The following is a 17,307-nucleotide window of genomic DNA, read 5'->3' as shown; positions in this document are numbered from 1 at the left end:
CCCTCAGTGGCGTGTGCCACTGTCCGGCTGCGGGGCCGCCAGCCTGAGTTCATCATGAACCAGCTGGGCGGCGACACGCAGGTACTCGATGATCTCGGCAAAGGCCACTTCATCCTGCTCATCACCCTCCCCTTCCGGCGCTTCCACCTGCGCAAGGCGAGCCAGATCGTCCAGCACCTCGCGGACCTGGGATGGAAGGCTGTCGTGTCGGCCTGGACGCGCCATGCTGAAACCATAGAGAAAGCCCTGCGACCACAGGCCCAGGGCACGGGCCCGTTCGGCCAGCGGGGCTTCGTCACCCGGTAACAATGGCTCGAAGCGCAACTGGAGGTCCGCCAGTCCGGCAACCGTGCCATCAAAAACAGCGTTCAGGATCGGGCTGGCATCCGCCGGCATCGATACCACACCCTGAGCACTGTCATCCGCCTTCAGACACATCTTCAGCCAGCGATCACGCCAGTTCTCATCCGGCGCAGCGGCCAGCAGCCCCACGAGGGTGCCGTGACTTTCACTGGCTTCGGAGAGCCCCTCCATCTGTTTCAGCGCGCGGCTGACCTTGTCAAAATTCGGGATATCCAACAGAAGACTCCAGCCGGGGTGACCATTCAGCCTGTCAGTTTACCATCCTGCTGTCGATCCGAGACGGCGACCGGAGTTGATTCCCGCCGCTCACCGTCCTATAGTTCCAGCATGAGCGAAAACAGCCCACAGAGAATCCTCCAGCAGGAGCTGGAGCGCCTGGAAGCCCGCATCGACGAACTGGTCGAGGAAATCGCGCGGCTGAAGGAAGAGAATGACTCTCTGCGGGCACAACAGGGCAATCTCGCCACCGAGCGTGCCTCCCTGCTGCAGAAGAACGAACAAGCCCGCCACCGCGTCGAGGCCATGATCAGCCGCCTGAAGTCGCTCGAACAGGCCTGAGCTGGCAACGATGTCCGATACCACCCAGGTCAATGTCCGGATCCTGGAAAAGGAATACCAGTTCGCCTGTCGCGAAGAAGAACGGGTGGCGCTGCTGCAGGCAGCCGACTATCTGGATCGCCTGATGCGCGAGATCCGGGCCAGTGGCCGGGTGGTGGGGCTGGATCGGATTGCCGTCATGGCGGCGCTGAACATGGCCAATGACCTGCTGCACCAACAGGGCAATGAAAACGCACTGGCGGAATCTGCCCTTGAACGCGTGCGCAAACTCCATCAGCGTCTGGATTCGGTCACCGGCAAGCCGGAGTGATGCCCCGGCCGTCCGAAAAGTGCCAGCGGCCGCTGGCAGTCACCCGCCTTGAAATCCATAATGCAGATCAAGGAACATGTGGCGCCCGAGGGCGTCCAATGGTCTGGCATCTCCTGCGGTGTTCGACACGGGCTGGGTTACCCCTCGAGCCTTAAGCAATACCCAAGGGCTGCACCTGCGGTGCCAGTGCGCATGTCCGCCAGCGAGCGGAAAGCCTGAGGCACGGCGGAAGGCCCCACTTGAACCATCGGTTCAAGGGCGAAGGCTCGTGACGGCACAGGTGGGAGATGCCCCTTTTTTTCGGGAAACTCAATGGCGTCAGCCACTGACATTCGCCGACGAATGCGTTCCCGCCGCCGGGCGCTGACGCCCCAATGGCATCGTCGCATGAGTGATCGCCTCTGTACGCGGCTTGTCACCTCCCCTGATTATCTCAAGGCCCATGACGTGGCCGCCTACCTGGCCTTTGGTGGAGAGCCCGACCTTGCACCACTGATGCACCACGCCACTTCCCACGGCAAACGCATCTATCTGCCGGTTCTCACCCAGGACAGGCGCATGATCTTTCGTGAATGGACTCCCGACGTGGTGATGGAAATCAATCGTTTCGGCATCGCCGAGCCACAACGGGGCGGCCGCGAACGGGACGGACAGCATCTGGATCTGGTTCTGACGCCCCTGGTCGCCTTTGATGCCGCCGGAAACCGCATTGGCATGGGGGCGGGTTTCTACGACCGTACCTTCGCCTTCAGGCGAATGCGGCAGCACTGGACGGGGCCGCGACTGGTTGGCGTGGCCTGGGCTTTCCAGGAACAGGATCGGATCGAATCCATGCCATGGGATGTTCCTCTCGATGCCGTGATCAGTGAACAGGGCTGGACACGGCCGGAATGATCACTGGATCCTGTACGCTGTAAACCTTGTAACCACCCCTTCTGAAGCAGGAGAAAGCGAGCAATGCAGTACTGGCTGATGAAATCCGAACCCGACGAGTTTGGCATTGACGACCTTGAACGTTGTCCTGACGCAACAGCTCATTGGGATGGTTGCCGCAATTACCAGGTACGGAACATGATGCGGGACGAGATGAAAGTTGGCGACCGGGCGCTCTTCTATCATTCCAACACCAAGCCGCCAGGTGTCGCCGGCATCATGGAAATCGTGCGTGAAGGGTATCCGGACCATACCGCTTTCGACCCCGAAGATCCCCATTATGACCCCAAGAGTGACCCGGACAAACCGCGCTGGTTCATGGTGGATGTGCGTTTCGTGGAGAAATTCCCCCATTACATCCCGCTTTCAGAGCTCAAGAAACAGGATGCGTTGGCCGACATGAAGATCCTGCAACGCGGTAATCGACTCTCGATTACGCCGGTCAGCAAGAAAGAGTGGAACCGTATCGTGAAAATGGGCCGGGGAAAATGAATGCAAGCCTCCGTCAGGCATTTGCAATGAAGGGATTTTCGCTGTAACAATCCATGCATAACAATCCTGGAAATCTGTCAAGTGTCGTATATACTCAGTGGCGAGTATCTTCTCTCGGAGGTAAAACATGGCAACTCGCAAGAAGACGACCCGCAAGAAACGTAGTGCGACCCGTCGCAAGAAGACGGCTACCCGTGCAACGACTCGCAAGAAGGCCACTCGCAAGAAAGCGACCCGGAAAAAGGTCACTCGCAAGAAGCTGACCAAGAAGAAGGCTTCCAAGAAGAAGGCCTCCAAGAAGAAGGCCTCCAAGAAGAAGGCCTCCAAGAAGAAGGCCTCCAAGAAGAAGGCCTCCAAGAAGAAGGCCTCCAAGAAGAAGGCCTCCAAGAAGAAGGCTTCCAAGAAGAAGGCTTCCAAGAAGAAGGCTTCCAAGAAGAAGGCCTCCAAGAAGAAGGCTTCCAAGAAGAAGGCCTCCAAGAAGAAGGCCTCCAAGAAGAAGGCTTCCAAGAAGAAGGCTTCCAAGAAGAAGGCCACTCGCAAGAAAACCACCCGCAAGAAAACCGGACAGCGCCCCAGCGCTCGCCGACTTGCGGTGCGTCGTCAGCGGCGAAAGAGCTGAAGCGGGCCATTTCCGCTGCGAAGCCGCCCTTCGGGGCGGCTTTTTTATGCCCGGCTGCGACGCGGGCGACACATGAGCGGGTGCCGGCTGCCCCATGGCCGCGTCAGGGAGATGGCTGGAGGCCGGCCGAGGGGAGGCGGTATACTGCCGGCTCATCTTGATCCCCAGCCAGGAGTCAGTGCATGAGCTCAGATGCCGCCAAGCGGGAAGCCGCCCGCGCCGCCCTGAAATTCGTCGAGGAAGGCTGCATCCTCGGTGTCGGAACGGGCTCCACCGTGAATCATTTCATCGATCTGCTGGCGGCCGAAGGGCCGAGTATCCGCGCTGCGGTCTCCAGTTCCGACGCCAGCACCCAGCGGCTGCAGGAGCATGGCATCGAGGTCATGGAGCTCAACAGCAGCGGTGATCTGGATCTGTACGTGGACGGTGCGGATGAAAGCAATCGCCTCCTGCAGCTGATCAAAGGCGGGGGCGGTGCCCTGACCCGAGAAAAGATCATCGCGGCAGCCTCGCGGAAATTCGTCTGCATCGCGGACCGCAGCAAGCTGGTGCGCGCCCTGGGGGCCTTTCCTCTGCCGGTGGAGGTCATTCCCATGGCCCGGAGCTACGTGGCCCGGAAACTGAAGGCGCTTGGCGGCATTCCCAACTGGCGCGAAGGCTTCGTTACCGACAATGGGAACCAGATCATTGACGTCTCCGGCCTGACCATCTCCGAGCCCATCAAGCTGGAAGACACCATCAATGCCATTCCCGGCGTGGTCACCGTGGGCCTGTTCGCCCGCCGTGGTGCGGATGTGCTTCTGTTGGGCGGCGAGGATGGGGTGGAGCGGATTGATCGGCGGTGACGACCTGGTTCGGTCTGGGCTCCGTAGGAGCGGATTTATCCGCGATTCCAATCGATCCGGTTGGCGCGCCGCTGTCTAAATGCCGGCGCTAGAGGCGGAAGTGCAGATCTTAAGCGTGTTTTATTCGGTGAGCCCGCTATCGCGGGCTCAATCTTTTTGGGGGACTAGGATTGCCAGGCGCTTCCCTGCGCCTGGTCCTCCGCTGTCGCTACGGACTCCGTGCTGCGCACTCCGCGACAAATCGCTCCCGGCGATTTATTGTTCGGCCCTTCCCTAGGCCTCACCCCTCCGCTGCGCTCCGGGGCTCCGTGCTGCGCACTTCGCGATAAATTGCTCCCGGCAATTTATTCGAACCGGGGTGCCGCTCGGGGTGGGTATGCCTCGATCTAGGCCGAGCTTGGTGACGGGCCGTGCTTGCCTTGGCCGAAGGTTCGAATAAAACCCACCAGCCATAAAAAAACCCCACCTGGTCGGTGGGGTCTTCATGGCTGGGGGACTAGGATTCGAACCTAGATTGACGGAGTCAGAGTCCGCTGTCCTGCCGTTAGACGATCCCCCAATAAACCGGGAACCGGCAGTAATCCAATTAACGCTTGGAGAACTGCGGAGCGCGGCGGGCTTTGCGCAGGCCGACCTTCTTGCGCTCGACCTGACGGGGGTCACGGGTGACCCAGCCAGCCTGGCGCAGCGAGCTGCGCAGGGCTTCGTCGTATTCCATCAGTGCACGGCTGAGGCCGTGACGAATGGCGCCGGCCTGGCCGGTGCTGCCACCACCGGCCACGGTGATGGTGACGTCAAAGTTGTCGACCATTTCCAGGCGCTCGAGCGGCTGACGCACGATCATCCGGGCAGTCTTGCGGCCGAAGTATTCGTCCAGCGGCTTGCCGTTGACGATGATCTGACCACTGCCCTGACGCATGAAAACGCGGGCGGTGGAGGTCTTGCGACGGCCGGTGCCGTAATACTGTTGCTGTGCCATGATTTCTCGCTACCGATCTGCTCGGAAAATTCAGACTTCCAGCGGCTTGGGCTGCTGGGCGGCGTGCTGATGATCGGGGCCGGCGTATACCTTCAGCTTCCGATACATCTGACGGCCGAGAGGGTTCTTGGGCAGCATGCCCTTCACGGCGAGCTCAATCACCCGCTCCGGACGTCTTTCGATCATCTCGGAGAACGAGCGGCTCTTCATGTGACCCACATAGCCGGTATGCCAGAAGTACTGCTTGTCCTGGGCCTTGTTGCCGGACACGCGCACCTTCTCGGCGTTGACCACGACGATGTAATCGCCGGTGTCCACGTGAGGCGTGTATTCGGGCTTGTGCTTGCCGCGGAGACGGCGGGCGATCTCGGTGCACAGACGACCGAGGGTCTTGCCTTCGGCGTCCACGACATACCAGTCACGCTTTACAGTCTCCGGCTTGGCGGAAAACGTCTTCATCTTGGATCCGCTCCAACACCTTGAAAAATTACGGGATTTCCGGGGCGAGCGTACTTGCGCCCTTGGGCCTGCCAAACGACGGCGAGGCACGCAGCTCCCGCTAAAGGGCGGCAATTGTACAGCGGCCCCGGACGCTCCGCAAGCCCCGCACCCCGGAAAATAAGGCCCGCGGGCCAGGGAAATATCAGATTCGGAGATCGTCCACCGGGCGCCCGGCGATCAGATGCTCGTCAATGATCCGGTCGACGTCATCCCGTGACAGGTAGGTGTACCAGACACCTTCCGGGTAGACGACGATCACCGGGCCCTCCGAGCAGCGATCCATGCAACCGGCTGCGGAAGCCCGCACACCACCCGGGCCTGACAAATCCAGCGCCCGGAGGCGATCCCGAGCGTACTTGCGCAGTTCCGAGGCACCATGATCCCCGCAACAGGCCCGGCCGTCACGGCGTTGATTGGTGCAGAAGAAGGCATGGCGCTGGTAATGGCTCATGACAATTCAGAAACTGTAGCTCAGGCCCACGCTGGTCACCGTCTGGGTGCGCGGGATATCCGGGGATGCAGGCTGGCTGTTATGAATGAATTCCAGCGAAAGGGTGAGAGCCAGCTCCCCCACCAGCGAGGCCGAAACGGAGGTGATGGACTCGGAACGGGTATTCTCTTCGCTGTCCAGGGCTCGATCCACCTGGATGGTCTGGCTGAGACGAGCGGAATCACTCATCTTCAGATCGTAGTCGAGACCAAGACGCAGAATCTCGGTGCGCTCAGTGGGCAGATCATCACGGAAACGAACCTGGCGGGCACCCAGACCGACCTCGGTATCCAGTTGTTGACGATCGGTTCGCATCAGGCGACGACCATAACCCAGCGCTTCCACCGTGCGCAGATCAATATTGTCGATACGGTTTTTCTCGGAATTGACGGCCGCGAAAACGTAGTCGTTGTCGTCAATATTGTATTCGCTCTTGAAATTGAGCTGATAGCGCTCGGCCGTCGTCGTCTCCCCCTCCTTGCCCTGGTTGGCACGCGCCTCAATGGCATGCCCCCAATCACCCTTGCCAAAACCCAGCAGAATCCGGGAATTGAGAATTTCCTGCTCGGTGGTACGGCGCAGCTGCTGGTAGCTCAGTTCCGCGCGGCCGCCGAAACGCACGCCGTTGAGAATCTCCTCGTTCATGGCCACTTCCCCCTCATCCGGGCGTTCCACCGTGCCCCAGATGCTGTCCGTACCAGCCTGGGCGGAGAAAGGCACCATGAGAACGAAGGGAACAAGGGCTTTGAGTGCGCCGGACTGTCGCAATGGCCTCTCCGTGAATTGCCGTATCGGGGCAGTCGCCCGCCGATGAAAGTGACGAAATTCCCGCGCCGTGCGCACGCCGTTTGGGAACGACTGCAGCCAATGGGCGCCGAAGCGTTATGATAACCGCATGAAACGCTCCATTCCCAGCCAAAAACACGCCCGAATGCCCGAGCGGCCCACCCAGTCGAATGGACGGGCGGCGAATGGACGGGTGGAATTCCCGCTGGCTGACGCGGATCTCTGCGTAAAGTGCGCCCTGTGTCTGCCCCATTGCCCCACCTATCGCCTGTTTCAGGACGAGAGCGAATCACCGCGTGGGCGCATCGCACTGATGCAGGGGCTGGCGACGGAACAGCTCGACCCGTCGGCAAAGCTGGCCCGGCACCTGGATCAATGCCTGGGCTGTCGTAACTGTGAACCGGTCTGCCCGGCCAAGGTTCCCTACGGCCGCCTCATTGACCACGGTCGCGCACTGCTGGCGGCTCAGCGACCGCGTCCCCGCATCGAGCGCCTGGCCGCCTGGCTGTTTGCACGTCCGGCCTGGCTGCGGCGCCTGGTGACACTGCTGCGCTGGAGTGAACGCCTGGGCCTGCGCACCCTGACGAGAATGGCCGTGCTTCCGCTCATGCCGGCCCTGAAGCGCCTGGAGCGGCGACTGCCCGCCACTCGGAAGGCACCACCCTCCCGTCCCGCGAGATCCGGCCAAGGCAAGCCGGTTCAGCTCTTTCTCGGCTGCATTGCCGAGCAGATTGATCCCGACGTGAGCTCGGCCATCATCCGTCTGCTGCAGGCGACAGGCCATGAAGTGCAGATTCCGGTGGACCAGGGCTGCTGCGGCGCGCTGGCCCAACACGGCGGTGATCTGTCCGGCGCTGCCCGCCTGAGCACGCGTAACGTCAATGCCTTCACGGGCGAAGCGCCCGTTCTGACCAGCGCCACCGGCTGCGCGGCAACCCTGATGGAGTATCCGGAACTGGATGACGGCGCCGCTCACGTCAACTTCGCGGGGCGGGTCCGGGATGTCAGCCAATATCTGTCGCGGCTGGATCGGATCCACTCCCTGGACTGGAAGGCACAGCATGCCCGGATCCTGGTGCATCAGCCCTGCAGCCATCGCAATGTGGTGGGCGGAACCGATGACGTCCGGGCGTTGCTGTCGGCGATCCCCGGGCTGGAGCTGACGACCCTGGACGGGAAGGGACAATGCTGTGGCGCGGCCGGCGCCTACCTTCTGACCCAGCCGGATATCGCCGACCGGCTCGGCCGTTCGCTGGCCGATCAGGTCTGCCTGCACAGACCCGATGTGGTGATCACCAGCAACATCGGCTGCAAACTGCAGTTGCGGGCCCAGCTTGCCGAGCGCCTGCCGCATTGCGAGGTTCTGCATCCCGTGGAACTGCTCGCCCGCAGCCTGCCCGACAAGGCGTGACTGGGTTATCATGTGACCCATGAATGAACGAACACTTTCTCCCCTGGATCAGTTACTCTCCGGCCTCGACCGCGGCCTGCGTACCATGTTCGCCGGGCAGACACGCAGTGCGCGCCCCAGCCCCGGGAACGCACACCCGGATGCGGAACTCAGTGAGTCAGAACGACGGCATGTGGCCGGGCTGATGCGAATCAATCACGCCGGTGAAGTTGCCGCCCAGGCTCTATACCAGTCACAGGCACTGACGGCCCGGGATCGCCAGGTCGCCGAGCGCATGCAGGCAGCCGCGGATGAAGAGGTGGATCATCTGGCCTGGTGCGGTGCCAGGCTGGAAGAACTGGGTGAAGGCCCCAGCAAGCTAACCCCTGTCTGGTACACCGGCGCCTTCACCATCGGCACCGTGGCCGGCGCCTTCGGGGATCGCTGGAACCTGGGCTTCGTGGCCGAGACCGAGCGCCAGGTCTGCCACCACCTGGAAGACCACATGGGCCGGCTTCCCGCCCAAGACAAGCGCAGTCGGGCCATTCTGCAGCAGATGCACACCGAAGAAGATGAGCACCGGGAAAATGCCCTGAACGAGGGCGGCAGTGAACTACCGGCCCCCGTGAGAGGGATGATGTGGGCCGCCTCACGGGTGATGACGACCCTCGCCTATCGGCTCTGAGCTACAAGCTGCAAGCTGCTCAGTGCATACCGAGAGTCTCTCGCAATGGATTGAATCGCAGGGGCACTCCTCTACTCGCAGAGAGCAGGAACAGAGTACGGGCTGCTTGAAGCTTGTAGCTTGAGGCTTGTAGCTAGCGGCCTCCGGCCGCTATCGCATATCCCGCCCGTAGAAGATTTCCTGCATTTCCCGCTCCACGCGCTCGACGATCCTGTCGGCTTCCTCGTCGCTCACTTCCTTCTCGCCCATGCCGAAAAGGTAATCATTCAGCTCGAAGTCCTTGAGCATCATCTTGGTGTGGAACATGTTTTCCTGATACACGTTCACGTCCACCATCTGGTAGCGCTCCCGGGTATCCTCGGAGAGGAAGTTCTGGATGGAGGTGATGTCGTGATCGATGAAGTGCTTGTGGCCGTCCACGTCACGGGTAAAACCCCGCACCCGGTAATCGCACATCACGATATCCGATTCGAATGAGTGGATCAGATAATTCAGGGCCTTCAGCGGACTGATGCGGCCACAGGTGGACACGTCGATATCCGCACGGAAGGTGCTGATGCCCTCATGGGGATGGCTCTCCGGATAGGTATGAACCGTGATATGGCTCTTGTCCAGATGCCCCACCACGGCTTCCGGCAGCGGCCCCGGCTCTTCCAGCGCCTGCTTGGCGGCCTCGGCTTCAGTCACCGGCTCCTCGGAAATGAGAATGGTCACGGAAGCGCCCTCCGGCTCGTAATCCTGCCGCGCCACATTGAGGATATTGGCACCGATGATGTCCGATACGTCCGTGAGGATCTGGGTCAGGCGCTCGGCATTGTAGGCCTCGTCGATATAGGCGATGTATTCCTGACGATGCTGCTCGGTTCGCGCATAGCAGATGTCATAGATATTGAAGCTCAGGGTCTTCGTCAGATTGTTGAAACCATGCAGCCGAAGCCTGTCCATGCGGCGCGTCCTCTGATGTGCGGGAAATATCGGGCGTGAACCGCCAATTATCCAGATTGCGGGGGTGCGGGAAAAGCAATTTTTCCGAATTCCTACTCTGCCCGAAGCGCGGCCCGGTTGCCAAGGCGGGCGACAGGCGGTAAAAGAAGGGTTGCGGCCGGCAACCGCATGTGCTCAGGGAATGGGCGCAGCATCAAGGGCATCGAGCGACGCACCCAGGCCAGCGACGGCCAACTCGAAACCATTGATACTGAACGACCTCAGTCTCTGTCACAGGCGGAATTCAGCGCAATGAACCAGGAAATCAGCCTCACGCTGCAGGCCGAAGACATGGATTGGTTCCTCTCGCACTGCCATGTCCGGCGCCTGCCGGCCCGCAAATTGGTCATCCATGCCGGTGCAGCCCCGGACTCACTCTATTTCATCGTCGAGGGCTCGGTCACCGTGCTGATCGAGGACGAGGAAGGCAATGAGGCGGTGGTGGCCTACCTGCACGAGAATGAATTCTTCGGCGAAATGGGCCTGTTTGATGCCGAAGCCACCCGCAGCGCCTTCGTGCGCACCCGCAGCGAATGCCAGATCGCCGAGATCAGCTACGCCCGCTTCCAGCGCCTGTGTTCACAGAAACCCGAGATTCTCTTTGCCGTGGCGCGCCAGCTGGCCCGACGCCTGCAGAAGACCACCCGTCGCCTGGGGGATCTGGTCTTCCTGGACGTGACCGGCCGGGTCGCGGCGGCCCTGCTGGAAATGAGCCGCGAGCCCGATGCCATGACCCACCCGGAGGGGATCCAGATCCAGCTCAGCCGGCAGGAACTGGGGCGCCTGGTGGGCTGCTCACGAGAAATGGCCGGACGCGTACTCAAGGCCCTGGAAGAACAGGGCCTGGTCCGGGCCGAAGGCAAGAAAATCATCGTCCTCGGCGCCGGGCCCGGCGTGGACAGCGAAGGACTGGCGTCGGAGTGCGGGGGACGGGATTGACGGTCTGAAAACCTTTAGCCGCGAGATGCACGCGAAATGGACGCTAGATTTGGGCCGTGCCTGGTGGGCCGCCGTGCTGCTTCGGAGGGGCCGTGCCTGGGGATGGCATGAGGGATATTGACCACGAAATGAACACTAAATGGACACAAGATAAGGCTTGGCACTGCGGGTGCTGACTGCCCCCCTGTGGGAGCGGCTTTCAGCCGCGATCAAGCCATCCAGCGCCAAATCACCATCGACGACACGCAAGCTTTATCGAAACCGAAACAATCTCCCGCTCCGTGATCTCTGTGAAAAAAATGCCGGCTCGACCTCGGCACGGATCTCTCAGGAAACACACGGCCTGCCAACCGAGTGATTGAAATCGCGGATAAATCCGCTCCCACGCTGCCTGTAGCCAACCCTGTCTCACCGTCACGCACGGCCCCTCCGAAGCGGCACGCCGGCCCACCAGGCACGGCCCACATCTGCGTCCATCCGTGTTCATCTGTGGCCAAAAATCTTGTCGCCTTTCATCTTGCGTCCATTTCGCGTGCATCTCGCGGCTAGATTTTTAAGGTTTTTATCTAGTGTCCATTTCGTGTCCATCTCGTGGTCCCAATCTCTTCAATCCAGCAACGCCCCCAGGGCCTGCCCCGGGTCTTCAGCCCGCATGAAGGCTTCGCCGATCAGGTAGGCGTGCACGCCGGCCGCGCTCAGGCGCTGGACATCGGCCGGAGCATGAATCCCCGACTCACTCACCACGATGCGCTCATCCGGGATGTGCGCGAGCAGGTCCAGGGTCGTCTCCAGACGGGTTTCGAAACGGCGCAGGTCGCGGTTGTTGATGCCCAGCAGGGGCAGATCCAGTTTCAGTGCCCGTTCAAGCTCTGGCTGATCATGCACTTCCACCAGCACATCCATGCCCTGGGCGTGGGCCACATCGGCCAGTTCGGCCATCTGCCCGTCGGACAGGGCCGCGACGATCAGCAGAATGCAGTCGGCGCCCATGGCGCGGCTTTCCACCACCTGCCAGGGGTCAATGAGAAAGTCCTTGCGCAGTACCGGCAGCTCGCAGGCCGCCCGGGCCTGCTGCAGGTAGCGGGCATCGCCCTGGAAGAAGTCACGATCGGTGAGCACCGACAGGCAGGCGGCACCGGCGTCGGCATAACTGGCGGCAATGGCGGCCGGGTCAAAGTTCTCGCGCAGTACGCCCTTGCTGGGTGAAGCCTTCTTTACTTCGGCAATGACCGCCGGCCGCGATGCACGAACACGCGCCGCAATGGGCTCGACGAATTTGCGCACGGCATCCGCCTCGCCGGCCAGGGCCTCCAGTGCGCTCAGGCTGTATTGCTGCTTGCCCTGGGCAATCTCTTCGGCCTTGCGATCGAGAATCTTGACCAGCACATCCGGCGTATCCTTCATGCCGCACTCCTTTCCCGCAGGGCATCCAGCCGAGCCAGTGCCCGTCCGTCCGCCAGCACCGCTCGGGCCAGCGTCAGGGCTTCCCCGAAGCTCGCCGCACGATCACAGGCTTGAATCCCGGCCGCCGCATTCAGCGCCACCATGTCACTGGCCGGGCCGGACTCACCGGCCAGCACGCGACGAATCAACTCAGCGCTGGCCTCCGGCCCGTCCACGACAAGCGCATCCAGACTCGCATGCTCAATGCCGTATTCCCGCGGATCCAGGCGCCAGGTCTTCACCTCGCCATGCTGCAATTCGGCAATCCGGGTGGGCGCTGCAATGCTGATTTCGTCCAGGCCATCCTCGGAATGGAAAACCAGCACATGCTTGCTACCCAGATTCTGAAAAACACGCGCAATCGGCTCGACCCACTCGGGCCCGTACACGCCCATGATCTGATGGGGTGCGCCCGCCGGGTTGGTCAGGGGGCCGAGCAGATTGAAGACGGTCCGGGTTCCCAGTTCGCGTCGCGGTCCCGCCGCATGGCGGGTCGCCGCGTGGTGACTGGGAGCGAACAGAAAGCCGACACCGATACCATCAATGCAGGCCGCGCTTTCTTCCGGGCTCATGTCGATGCGAACCCCCAGGCTCTCCAGCACATCGGCACTGCCGCTACTGCCGGACTGGGCCCGATTGCCGTGCTTGGCCACACGCCCGCCGGCGGCAGAAATGACAAAGCAGGCGGCGGTGGACACATTGAACAGGGACCGACCGTCCCCGCCGGTGCCGGCCGTATCCACCAGATGATCCGTGGCCACCTCGACCCGGGTGGCAAAGTCCCGCATGACCCGGGCCGCCGCGGCAATCTCTTCCACGGTCTCGCCCTTGCCACGCAGGCCAACGAGAAAGCCGCCGATCTGCGCCAGCGTGGCCTCGCCCTGCATGATCTGACGCATGACCGCTGTCATCTCATCACCGGACAGGTTCACCCCGTCCAGCACTGCCGCTATCGCCTGTTTGATATCCATCCCAACCCCTAGAAAGAAACCGCAGAACCTGAGTCACAGAACCCAACCATCCAACTGACCTCGTAGTCGTAATCGTAGTCGTAGTCGTAATCGGGTTTTTGCTCCTTGCTCCTTAAACCTTTCGAAAAGCCGATTACGATTACGACTACGATTACGACTGGCAGCCCGAGGGGGGTTCTCCATCATCTTCCATCGTGTTCGTGGAGGAAGTTTCGCAACATGTCGTGCCCGTGCTGGGTGAGAATGGATTCAGGGTGAAACTGAACCCCCTCCACCGCCAGCTCCCGATGACGGAAACCCATGATCTCGTCGCGCTCGCCATCCTCGGTCTCGGTCCACGCCGTGACTTCCAGGCACTCGGGCAGGTCGTCAGCCGCCACGATCAGAGAGTGATAACGGGTCGCCTCGAAGGGGTTGGGCAAGTCTCTAAAGATCCCCTGGCTGTTGTGATGCATCATGGAGGTCTTGCCGTGCATCACGTCCCGGGCATGCACCACCCGGCCACCGAACACCTGCCCGATGGACTGATGCCCGAGGCAGACCCCCAGCAGAGGAATCACACCGGCGGCTTCACGAATCAGATCCATGGAGATTCCCGCTTCATTGGGCGTACACGGACCCGGCGAGATGACGATGTGATCCGGCTTCAGGGCCATGGCCTCCGCCACCGTGATCTCGTCATTGCGGTGCACCGCCACCTCCTCACCCAACTCCAGCAGGTACTGGACCAGGTTGTAGGTGAAGGAGTCATAGTTATCGATCATCAAGACCATGGGTTTCTATCCTGTCTCTACCTTGCATTCGCAATCGTTGTCGTTGTCGTTGTCGTTGTCGTTGTCGGAATTCTCCAGCAACGAACTAGAAGAGATCACCCCGATGCAAACCCTTGCGTGCCAGCTCCGCGGCCTTGATCAAGGCGCGCCCCTTGTTCAGGGTTTCTTCCCATTCCTTCTCCGGCACAGAGTCATGCACGATGCCGGCGCCGGCCTGGATGTCCAGGCGGCCGTCCTTGAGAAGGGCCGTGCGAATGGCGATCGCGGTATCCATGTCGCCCTGCCAGCCGAGATAGCCGATGGCGCCGGAGTACACCCCCCGACGCACCGGCTCCAGCTCATCGATGATTTCCAGGGCGCGCACCTTGGGCGCCCCGCTGACCGTGCCGGCGGGGAAACAGGCGCGCAGGGCATCCATGGCGGACAGCTCCGGCTGCAGGCGGCCGGTGACCGCCGAGACGATATGCATCACATGGGAGTAGCGCTCGATGCGCATGCGCTCCGTCAGGCGCACACTGCCCGGCTCGCTGATACGACCCACATCGTTGCGCCCCAGGTCGATCAGCATCAGATGCTCGGCCAATTCCTTGGGGTCGGCCAGCAGCTCCTGCTCCAGGGCCAGGTCGGCCGCGTCGGTCGCTCCCCGTGGCCGGGTGCCGGCAATCGGCCGCACGGTGACTTCACCCTCTTCCACGCGCACCAGGATTTCCGGTGACGAGCCGGCAATCTCCACGTCACCCAGATCCAGGTAATAAAGATAGGGAGAGGGATTGAAACAACGCAGGGCCCGGTAGATATCCAGGGCATCTCCGTCCCAGGGCAGGGACAGGCGCTGCGACAGCACCACCTGCATGGCATCGCCATCGCGGATCAGACCACGCACCTTTTCCACGGCCGCCAGGAAATCCGCTTCAGGGAAGCGCGCCTCCGGCTCCGGAAACGGGGTGTCCGGCGGCAGCGGTCGCGGCGACAGGGGCGTGTTGAGCTGAGCCGTGAGTTCATCCAGGCGCTCATTGGCCTTCGTCCAGGCCTGATCCTGTCCCGGATCCACATTGACGATGAGAAAGAGACGCCCCGTGAGATTGTCGAAGACCACCACTTCTTCCGACAACCAGAGCTGGATGTCCGGCAAACCGCTTTCATCGGCCTGATGACGGCCGGTCAGGCGCGGCTCGATGTAGCCGATGGTGTCATAGCCGAAATAGCCCACCAGGCCACCGGTAAAGCGCGGCAGCTGGGGCAGTCGCGGCGCACTGAAGGCAGCCTGCCACTCGGCAATGTGGGCCAGGGGGTCACTCAGGGTTTCCTCGGCCTGCAACACGCCATCCCGAAGATGGCGAAAGCGGCCCTCAGTGACTTCGATACAGTCACGAGCCGGCAGACCGATGATGGAATAGCGGCCCCAGCGCTCGCCGCCCTGCACGGACTCGAACAGATAGGTACCCGGGCCTCGTCCATGGGCGAGTTTCAGATAGGTGCTGAGGGGGGTTTCCAGATCCGCGAGGATTTCGCGGTAAACCGGGATGCGGTTATGACCGTGGCTGGCGAGCTGCTGAAACTGACTGTGATTCATGAAGACGGATTCCGGTTTCGTGGGTCCCCAGGGCAGAAGTGGCCCCGTGCTGGCTGCTGGCAGTGGTCATGGGACGCCACCACCAGCCAGCGGCCGCCAGCCACCAATGGTGGGCGGAAGCATGGGCTGATTGTGGGCCGGCATGACGCATCAGGACTCCAGAATCCGGATCTCGGAGAGGGCATCGAACCAGGCGTCCGGCTGATCGCTCTCCGACACGAAGCCTCGATTATAACCATAACGGGCCGCCACAATGGAACAGCCCGCATTGCGGGCGGCTGCCACATCGGTTTCCGAGTCGCCCACCAGCAATGCCTGCGTGGCCGGCACCCCGGCCTGCTGCATTACCCACGCCAGCGGGCGAGCCGAGGGTTTGCGCTCTTCCAGACTGTCTCCGCCGAGCAGCCAGTGGAAACGGTTCTCGATACCCATACCCGCCAGTACGCCCCGGGCCAGATCCTCGGGCTTGTTGGTGACACAGGCGATGGGAATATCGTGCTTGCCCAGAGTCTGCAGGAGATCCTCGGCACCCGGATAGAGGCGGCTGTCCTTGACCAGACGGGCCGCGTAAGCGGCCAGAAACAGCTCGTGGGCCTCGGACAGCTTCCCATCCGTAACCGGACGCCCATGACCATGCTCCAGCATGCGGCGCACCAGCCGACGGGCGCCACTGCCCACCCACTGACGCACCTGCGCCTCCCCGGGTGGCGGCAGATCCGCCGCAATCGCCGTGGCATCCACGGCGGCGGCAATGTCCGGCACACTGTCCACCAGGGTGCCGTCCAGATCGAAGATCAGCAGGGCGGTGTCGAATCGATGACCATTGACCGCCAGGGCCAGGGCTTCGCTCACCGGGCCACCCCGGCAATGGCCTCGCGCATGTCGCGAATCACGCCAGCGTAATCGTCCGCGCCGAAGATGGCCGAGCCGGCCACGAAGGTATCGGCACCGGCGGCCGCCACCTCGGCGATGTTGTCGGCCTTGATGCCGCCATCCACTTCCAGACGCACTTCACGGCCGCTGGCGTCGATGCGCTGGCGGGCTTCGCGCAGCTTGTCCAGCGTGGACGGAATGAACTTCTGACCACCGAAGCCCGGGTTCACCGACATCAGCAGCACCAGGTCGATCTCATCCAGCAGCCAGTCCAGGTGACTCAGGGAAGTGCCCGGATTGAACACCAGCCCCGGCTGACAACCCGCGTCGCGGATGGCCTGAATGGTGCGATGGGGATGTTCGCTGGCCTCGGGATGGAAACTGATGGTGCTGGCACCGGCCTTGGCGAAGTCCGGGATGATGCGATCCACCGGCTGAATCATCAGATGCACATCAATGGGCGCGGTCACCCCATGCTTGCGCAGGGCCTCGCAGACCATGGGCCCGATGGTGAGATTGGGCACATAGTGATTGTCCATCACGTCGAAATGCACCCAGTCCGCGCCGGCGGCAAGCACATTGTCGACTTCCTCTCCCAGACGGGCAAAATCGGCGGACAGGATGGACGGGGCGATGACGGGTTTGAGCATGGTTTTCAGTCCTTAAGCGTTTTGCTGAAATTTCCGCATATAGGCTTCGAAAAACGATAAGTGAACAGTTCCCAGTGAACAGAAAAAGCCAGCTTTTCCAGACCTTCTATGGGAGCGGCTTTAGCCGCGATCAAGGCTCCGATTACTCCC

21 protein-coding genes, 1 tRNA gene and 1 other RNA gene are annotated in these 17,307 nt (G+C 61.8%); 10 read left to right on the top strand and 13 right to left on the bottom strand.

The window, feature by feature from the left end; genetic code table 11:
* Nucleotides 1-3: 3 nt before the first annotated feature.
* A complete protein-coding gene (locus RBH19_RS10810; protein ID WP_306728869.1) occupies nt 4-579 on the bottom strand; it encodes a UPF0149 family protein in 576 nt (191 codons plus the stop codon).
* 111 nt (nt 580-690) lie between these two features.
* Here RBH19_RS10810 and RBH19_RS10805 point away from each other — a divergent pair, with 111 nt between their 5' ends.
* The 7 genes from RBH19_RS10805 (at nt 691) to rpiA (ending at nt 4,120) form a co-directional block, all read left to right on the top strand.
* A complete protein-coding gene (locus tag RBH19_RS10805; RefSeq protein WP_306728868.1) occupies nt 691-921 on the top strand; it encodes a TIGR02449 family protein in 231 nt (76 codons plus the stop codon).
* A 10-nt stretch (nt 922-931) separates the two neighbouring features.
* Nucleotides 932-1,231: a cell division protein ZapA gene (locus RBH19_RS10800; protein ID WP_306728867.1), complete on the top strand. Its 300-nt coding sequence runs from the start codon at nt 932-934 to the stop codon at nt 1,229-1,231.
* 107 nt (nt 1,232-1,338) lie between these two features.
* Nucleotides 1,339-1,522: non-coding RNA, 6S RNA (gene ssrS, locus RBH19_RS10795), on the top strand.
* Nucleotides 1,523-1,543: 21 nt separating this feature from the next.
* Entirely contained in the window at nt 1,544-2,125 is a 582-nt protein-coding gene (locus RBH19_RS10790) for a 5-formyltetrahydrofolate cyclo-ligase (protein ID WP_306728866.1), read from the top strand.
* Between the two features lie 63 nt (nt 2,126-2,188).
* Nucleotides 2,189-2,656 carry an EVE domain-containing protein gene (locus RBH19_RS10785; RefSeq protein ID WP_306728865.1) on the top strand — a complete coding sequence of 156 codons (468 nt, stop codon included), beginning with the start codon at nt 2,189-2,191 and terminating at the stop codon, nt 2,654-2,656.
* Between the two features lie 127 nt (nt 2,657-2,783).
* Nucleotides 2,784-3,275, top strand: a complete 492-nt coding sequence (locus tag RBH19_RS10780) for a hypothetical protein (protein WP_306728864.1) — start codon at nt 2,784-2,786, stop codon at nt 3,273-3,275.
* 182 nt (nt 3,276-3,457) lie between these two features.
* Nucleotides 3,458-4,120, top strand: a complete 663-nt coding sequence (gene rpiA / locus RBH19_RS10775) for a ribose-5-phosphate isomerase RpiA (protein WP_306728863.1) — start codon at nt 3,458-3,460, stop codon at nt 4,118-4,120.
* Nucleotides 4,121-4,605: 485 nt separating this feature from the next.
* Here the strand turns inward: rpiA and RBH19_RS10770 are convergent.
* The 5 genes from RBH19_RS10770 to RBH19_RS10750 form a co-directional block, all read right to left on the bottom strand.
* A tRNA-Gln gene (locus tag RBH19_RS10770) sits at nt 4,606-4,679 on the bottom strand.
* A gap of 27 nt (nt 4,680-4,706) precedes the next feature.
* Nucleotides 4,707-5,099, bottom strand: coding sequence for a 30S ribosomal protein S9 (gene rpsI, locus RBH19_RS10765; RefSeq protein WP_306728862.1), 393 nt, complete (start codon nt 5,097-5,099; stop codon nt 4,707-4,709).
* Between the two features lie 30 nt (nt 5,100-5,129).
* Nucleotides 5,130-5,558 carry a 50S ribosomal protein L13 gene (gene rplM, locus RBH19_RS10760; protein WP_306728861.1) on the bottom strand — a complete coding sequence of 143 codons (429 nt, stop codon included), beginning with the start codon at nt 5,556-5,558 and terminating at the stop codon, nt 5,130-5,132.
* A gap of 184 nt (nt 5,559-5,742) precedes the next feature.
* Complete coding sequence (locus tag RBH19_RS10755; protein WP_306728860.1) at nt 5,743-6,051, bottom strand: (2Fe-2S) ferredoxin domain-containing protein; 309 nt, start codon at nt 6,049-6,051, stop codon at nt 5,743-5,745.
* 6 nt (nt 6,052-6,057) lie between these two features.
* Nucleotides 6,058-6,858 (bottom strand): DUF481 domain-containing protein, encoded by an 801-nt coding sequence (locus RBH19_RS10750; protein WP_306728859.1) that lies wholly within the window; start codon nt 6,856-6,858, stop codon nt 6,058-6,060.
* A gap of 127 nt (nt 6,859-6,985) precedes the next feature.
* On the opposite strand from RBH19_RS10750, the gene RBH19_RS10745 reads away from it, so the two are divergent.
* Together RBH19_RS10745 and coq7 are read left to right on the top strand one after the other, a co-directional pair.
* Entirely contained in the window at nt 6,986-8,287 is a 1,302-nt protein-coding gene (locus RBH19_RS10745) for a (Fe-S)-binding protein (protein WP_306728858.1), read from the top strand.
* Between the two features lie 43 nt (nt 8,288-8,330).
* Nucleotides 8,331-8,951, top strand: coding sequence for a 2-polyprenyl-3-methyl-6-methoxy-1,4-benzoquinone monooxygenase (gene coq7, locus RBH19_RS10740; protein ID WP_445353982.1), 621 nt, complete (start codon nt 8,331-8,333; stop codon nt 8,949-8,951).
* A gap of 150 nt (nt 8,952-9,101) precedes the next feature.
* Here the strand turns inward: coq7 and speD are convergent, their stop codons facing one another.
* On the bottom strand, nt 9,102-9,896 hold the full coding sequence (gene speD / locus RBH19_RS10735; protein ID WP_306728856.1) for an adenosylmethionine decarboxylase: 795 nt from the start codon (nt 9,894-9,896) through the stop codon (nt 9,102-9,104).
* 291 nt (nt 9,897-10,187) lie between these two features.
* On the opposite strand from speD, the gene crp reads away from it, so the two are divergent.
* On the top strand, nt 10,188-10,874 hold the full coding sequence (gene crp / locus RBH19_RS10730) for a cAMP-activated global transcriptional regulator CRP (RefSeq protein WP_306728855.1): 687 nt from the start codon (nt 10,188-10,190) through the stop codon (nt 10,872-10,874).
* A 606-nt stretch (nt 10,875-11,480) separates the two neighbouring features.
* On the opposite strand, the gene trpC is transcribed toward crp, so the two are convergent.
* From trpC to rpe, 6 genes are all read right to left on the bottom strand, one after another.
* Nucleotides 11,481-12,278, bottom strand: coding sequence for an indole-3-glycerol phosphate synthase TrpC (trpC, locus tag RBH19_RS10725; protein ID WP_306728854.1), 798 nt, complete (start codon nt 12,276-12,278; stop codon nt 11,481-11,483).
* The gene (gene trpD, locus RBH19_RS10720) at nt 12,275-13,288 is read right to left on the bottom strand and encodes an anthranilate phosphoribosyltransferase (protein WP_306728853.1); all 1,014 of its coding nucleotides are present in this window, start codon (nt 13,286-13,288) and stop codon (nt 12,275-12,277) included. Before trpD ends, trpC begins: the two co-directional genes overlap by 4 nt.
* A 182-nt stretch (nt 13,289-13,470) precedes the next feature.
* Nucleotides 13,471-14,061: an anthranilate synthase component II gene (locus tag RBH19_RS10715; protein ID WP_306728852.1), complete on the bottom strand. Its 591-nt coding sequence runs from the start codon at nt 14,059-14,061 to the stop codon at nt 13,471-13,473.
* 85 nt (nt 14,062-14,146) lie between these two features.
* Nucleotides 14,147-15,634: an anthranilate synthase component I gene (gene trpE / locus RBH19_RS10710; RefSeq protein WP_306728851.1), complete on the bottom strand. Its 1,488-nt coding sequence runs from the start codon at nt 15,632-15,634 to the stop codon at nt 14,147-14,149.
* A 150-nt stretch (nt 15,635-15,784) separates the two neighbouring features.
* A complete protein-coding gene (locus RBH19_RS10705; protein ID WP_306728850.1) occupies nt 15,785-16,486 on the bottom strand; it encodes a phosphoglycolate phosphatase in 702 nt (233 codons plus the stop codon).
* Nucleotides 16,483-17,157, bottom strand: a complete 675-nt coding sequence (gene rpe, locus RBH19_RS10700) for a ribulose-phosphate 3-epimerase (protein ID WP_306728849.1) — start codon at nt 17,155-17,157, stop codon at nt 16,483-16,485. Before rpe ends, RBH19_RS10705 begins: the two co-directional genes overlap by 4 nt.
* Nucleotides 17,158-17,307 lie beyond the last annotated feature (150 nt).

The sequence above is a fragment of the Natronospira bacteriovora genome (assembly GCF_030848495.1).
Classification (GTDB): domain Bacteria; phylum Pseudomonadota; class Gammaproteobacteria; order Natronospirales; family Natronospiraceae; genus Natronospira; species Natronospira bacteriovora.
This window is presented reverse-complemented; position numbering and strand designations above follow the sequence as displayed.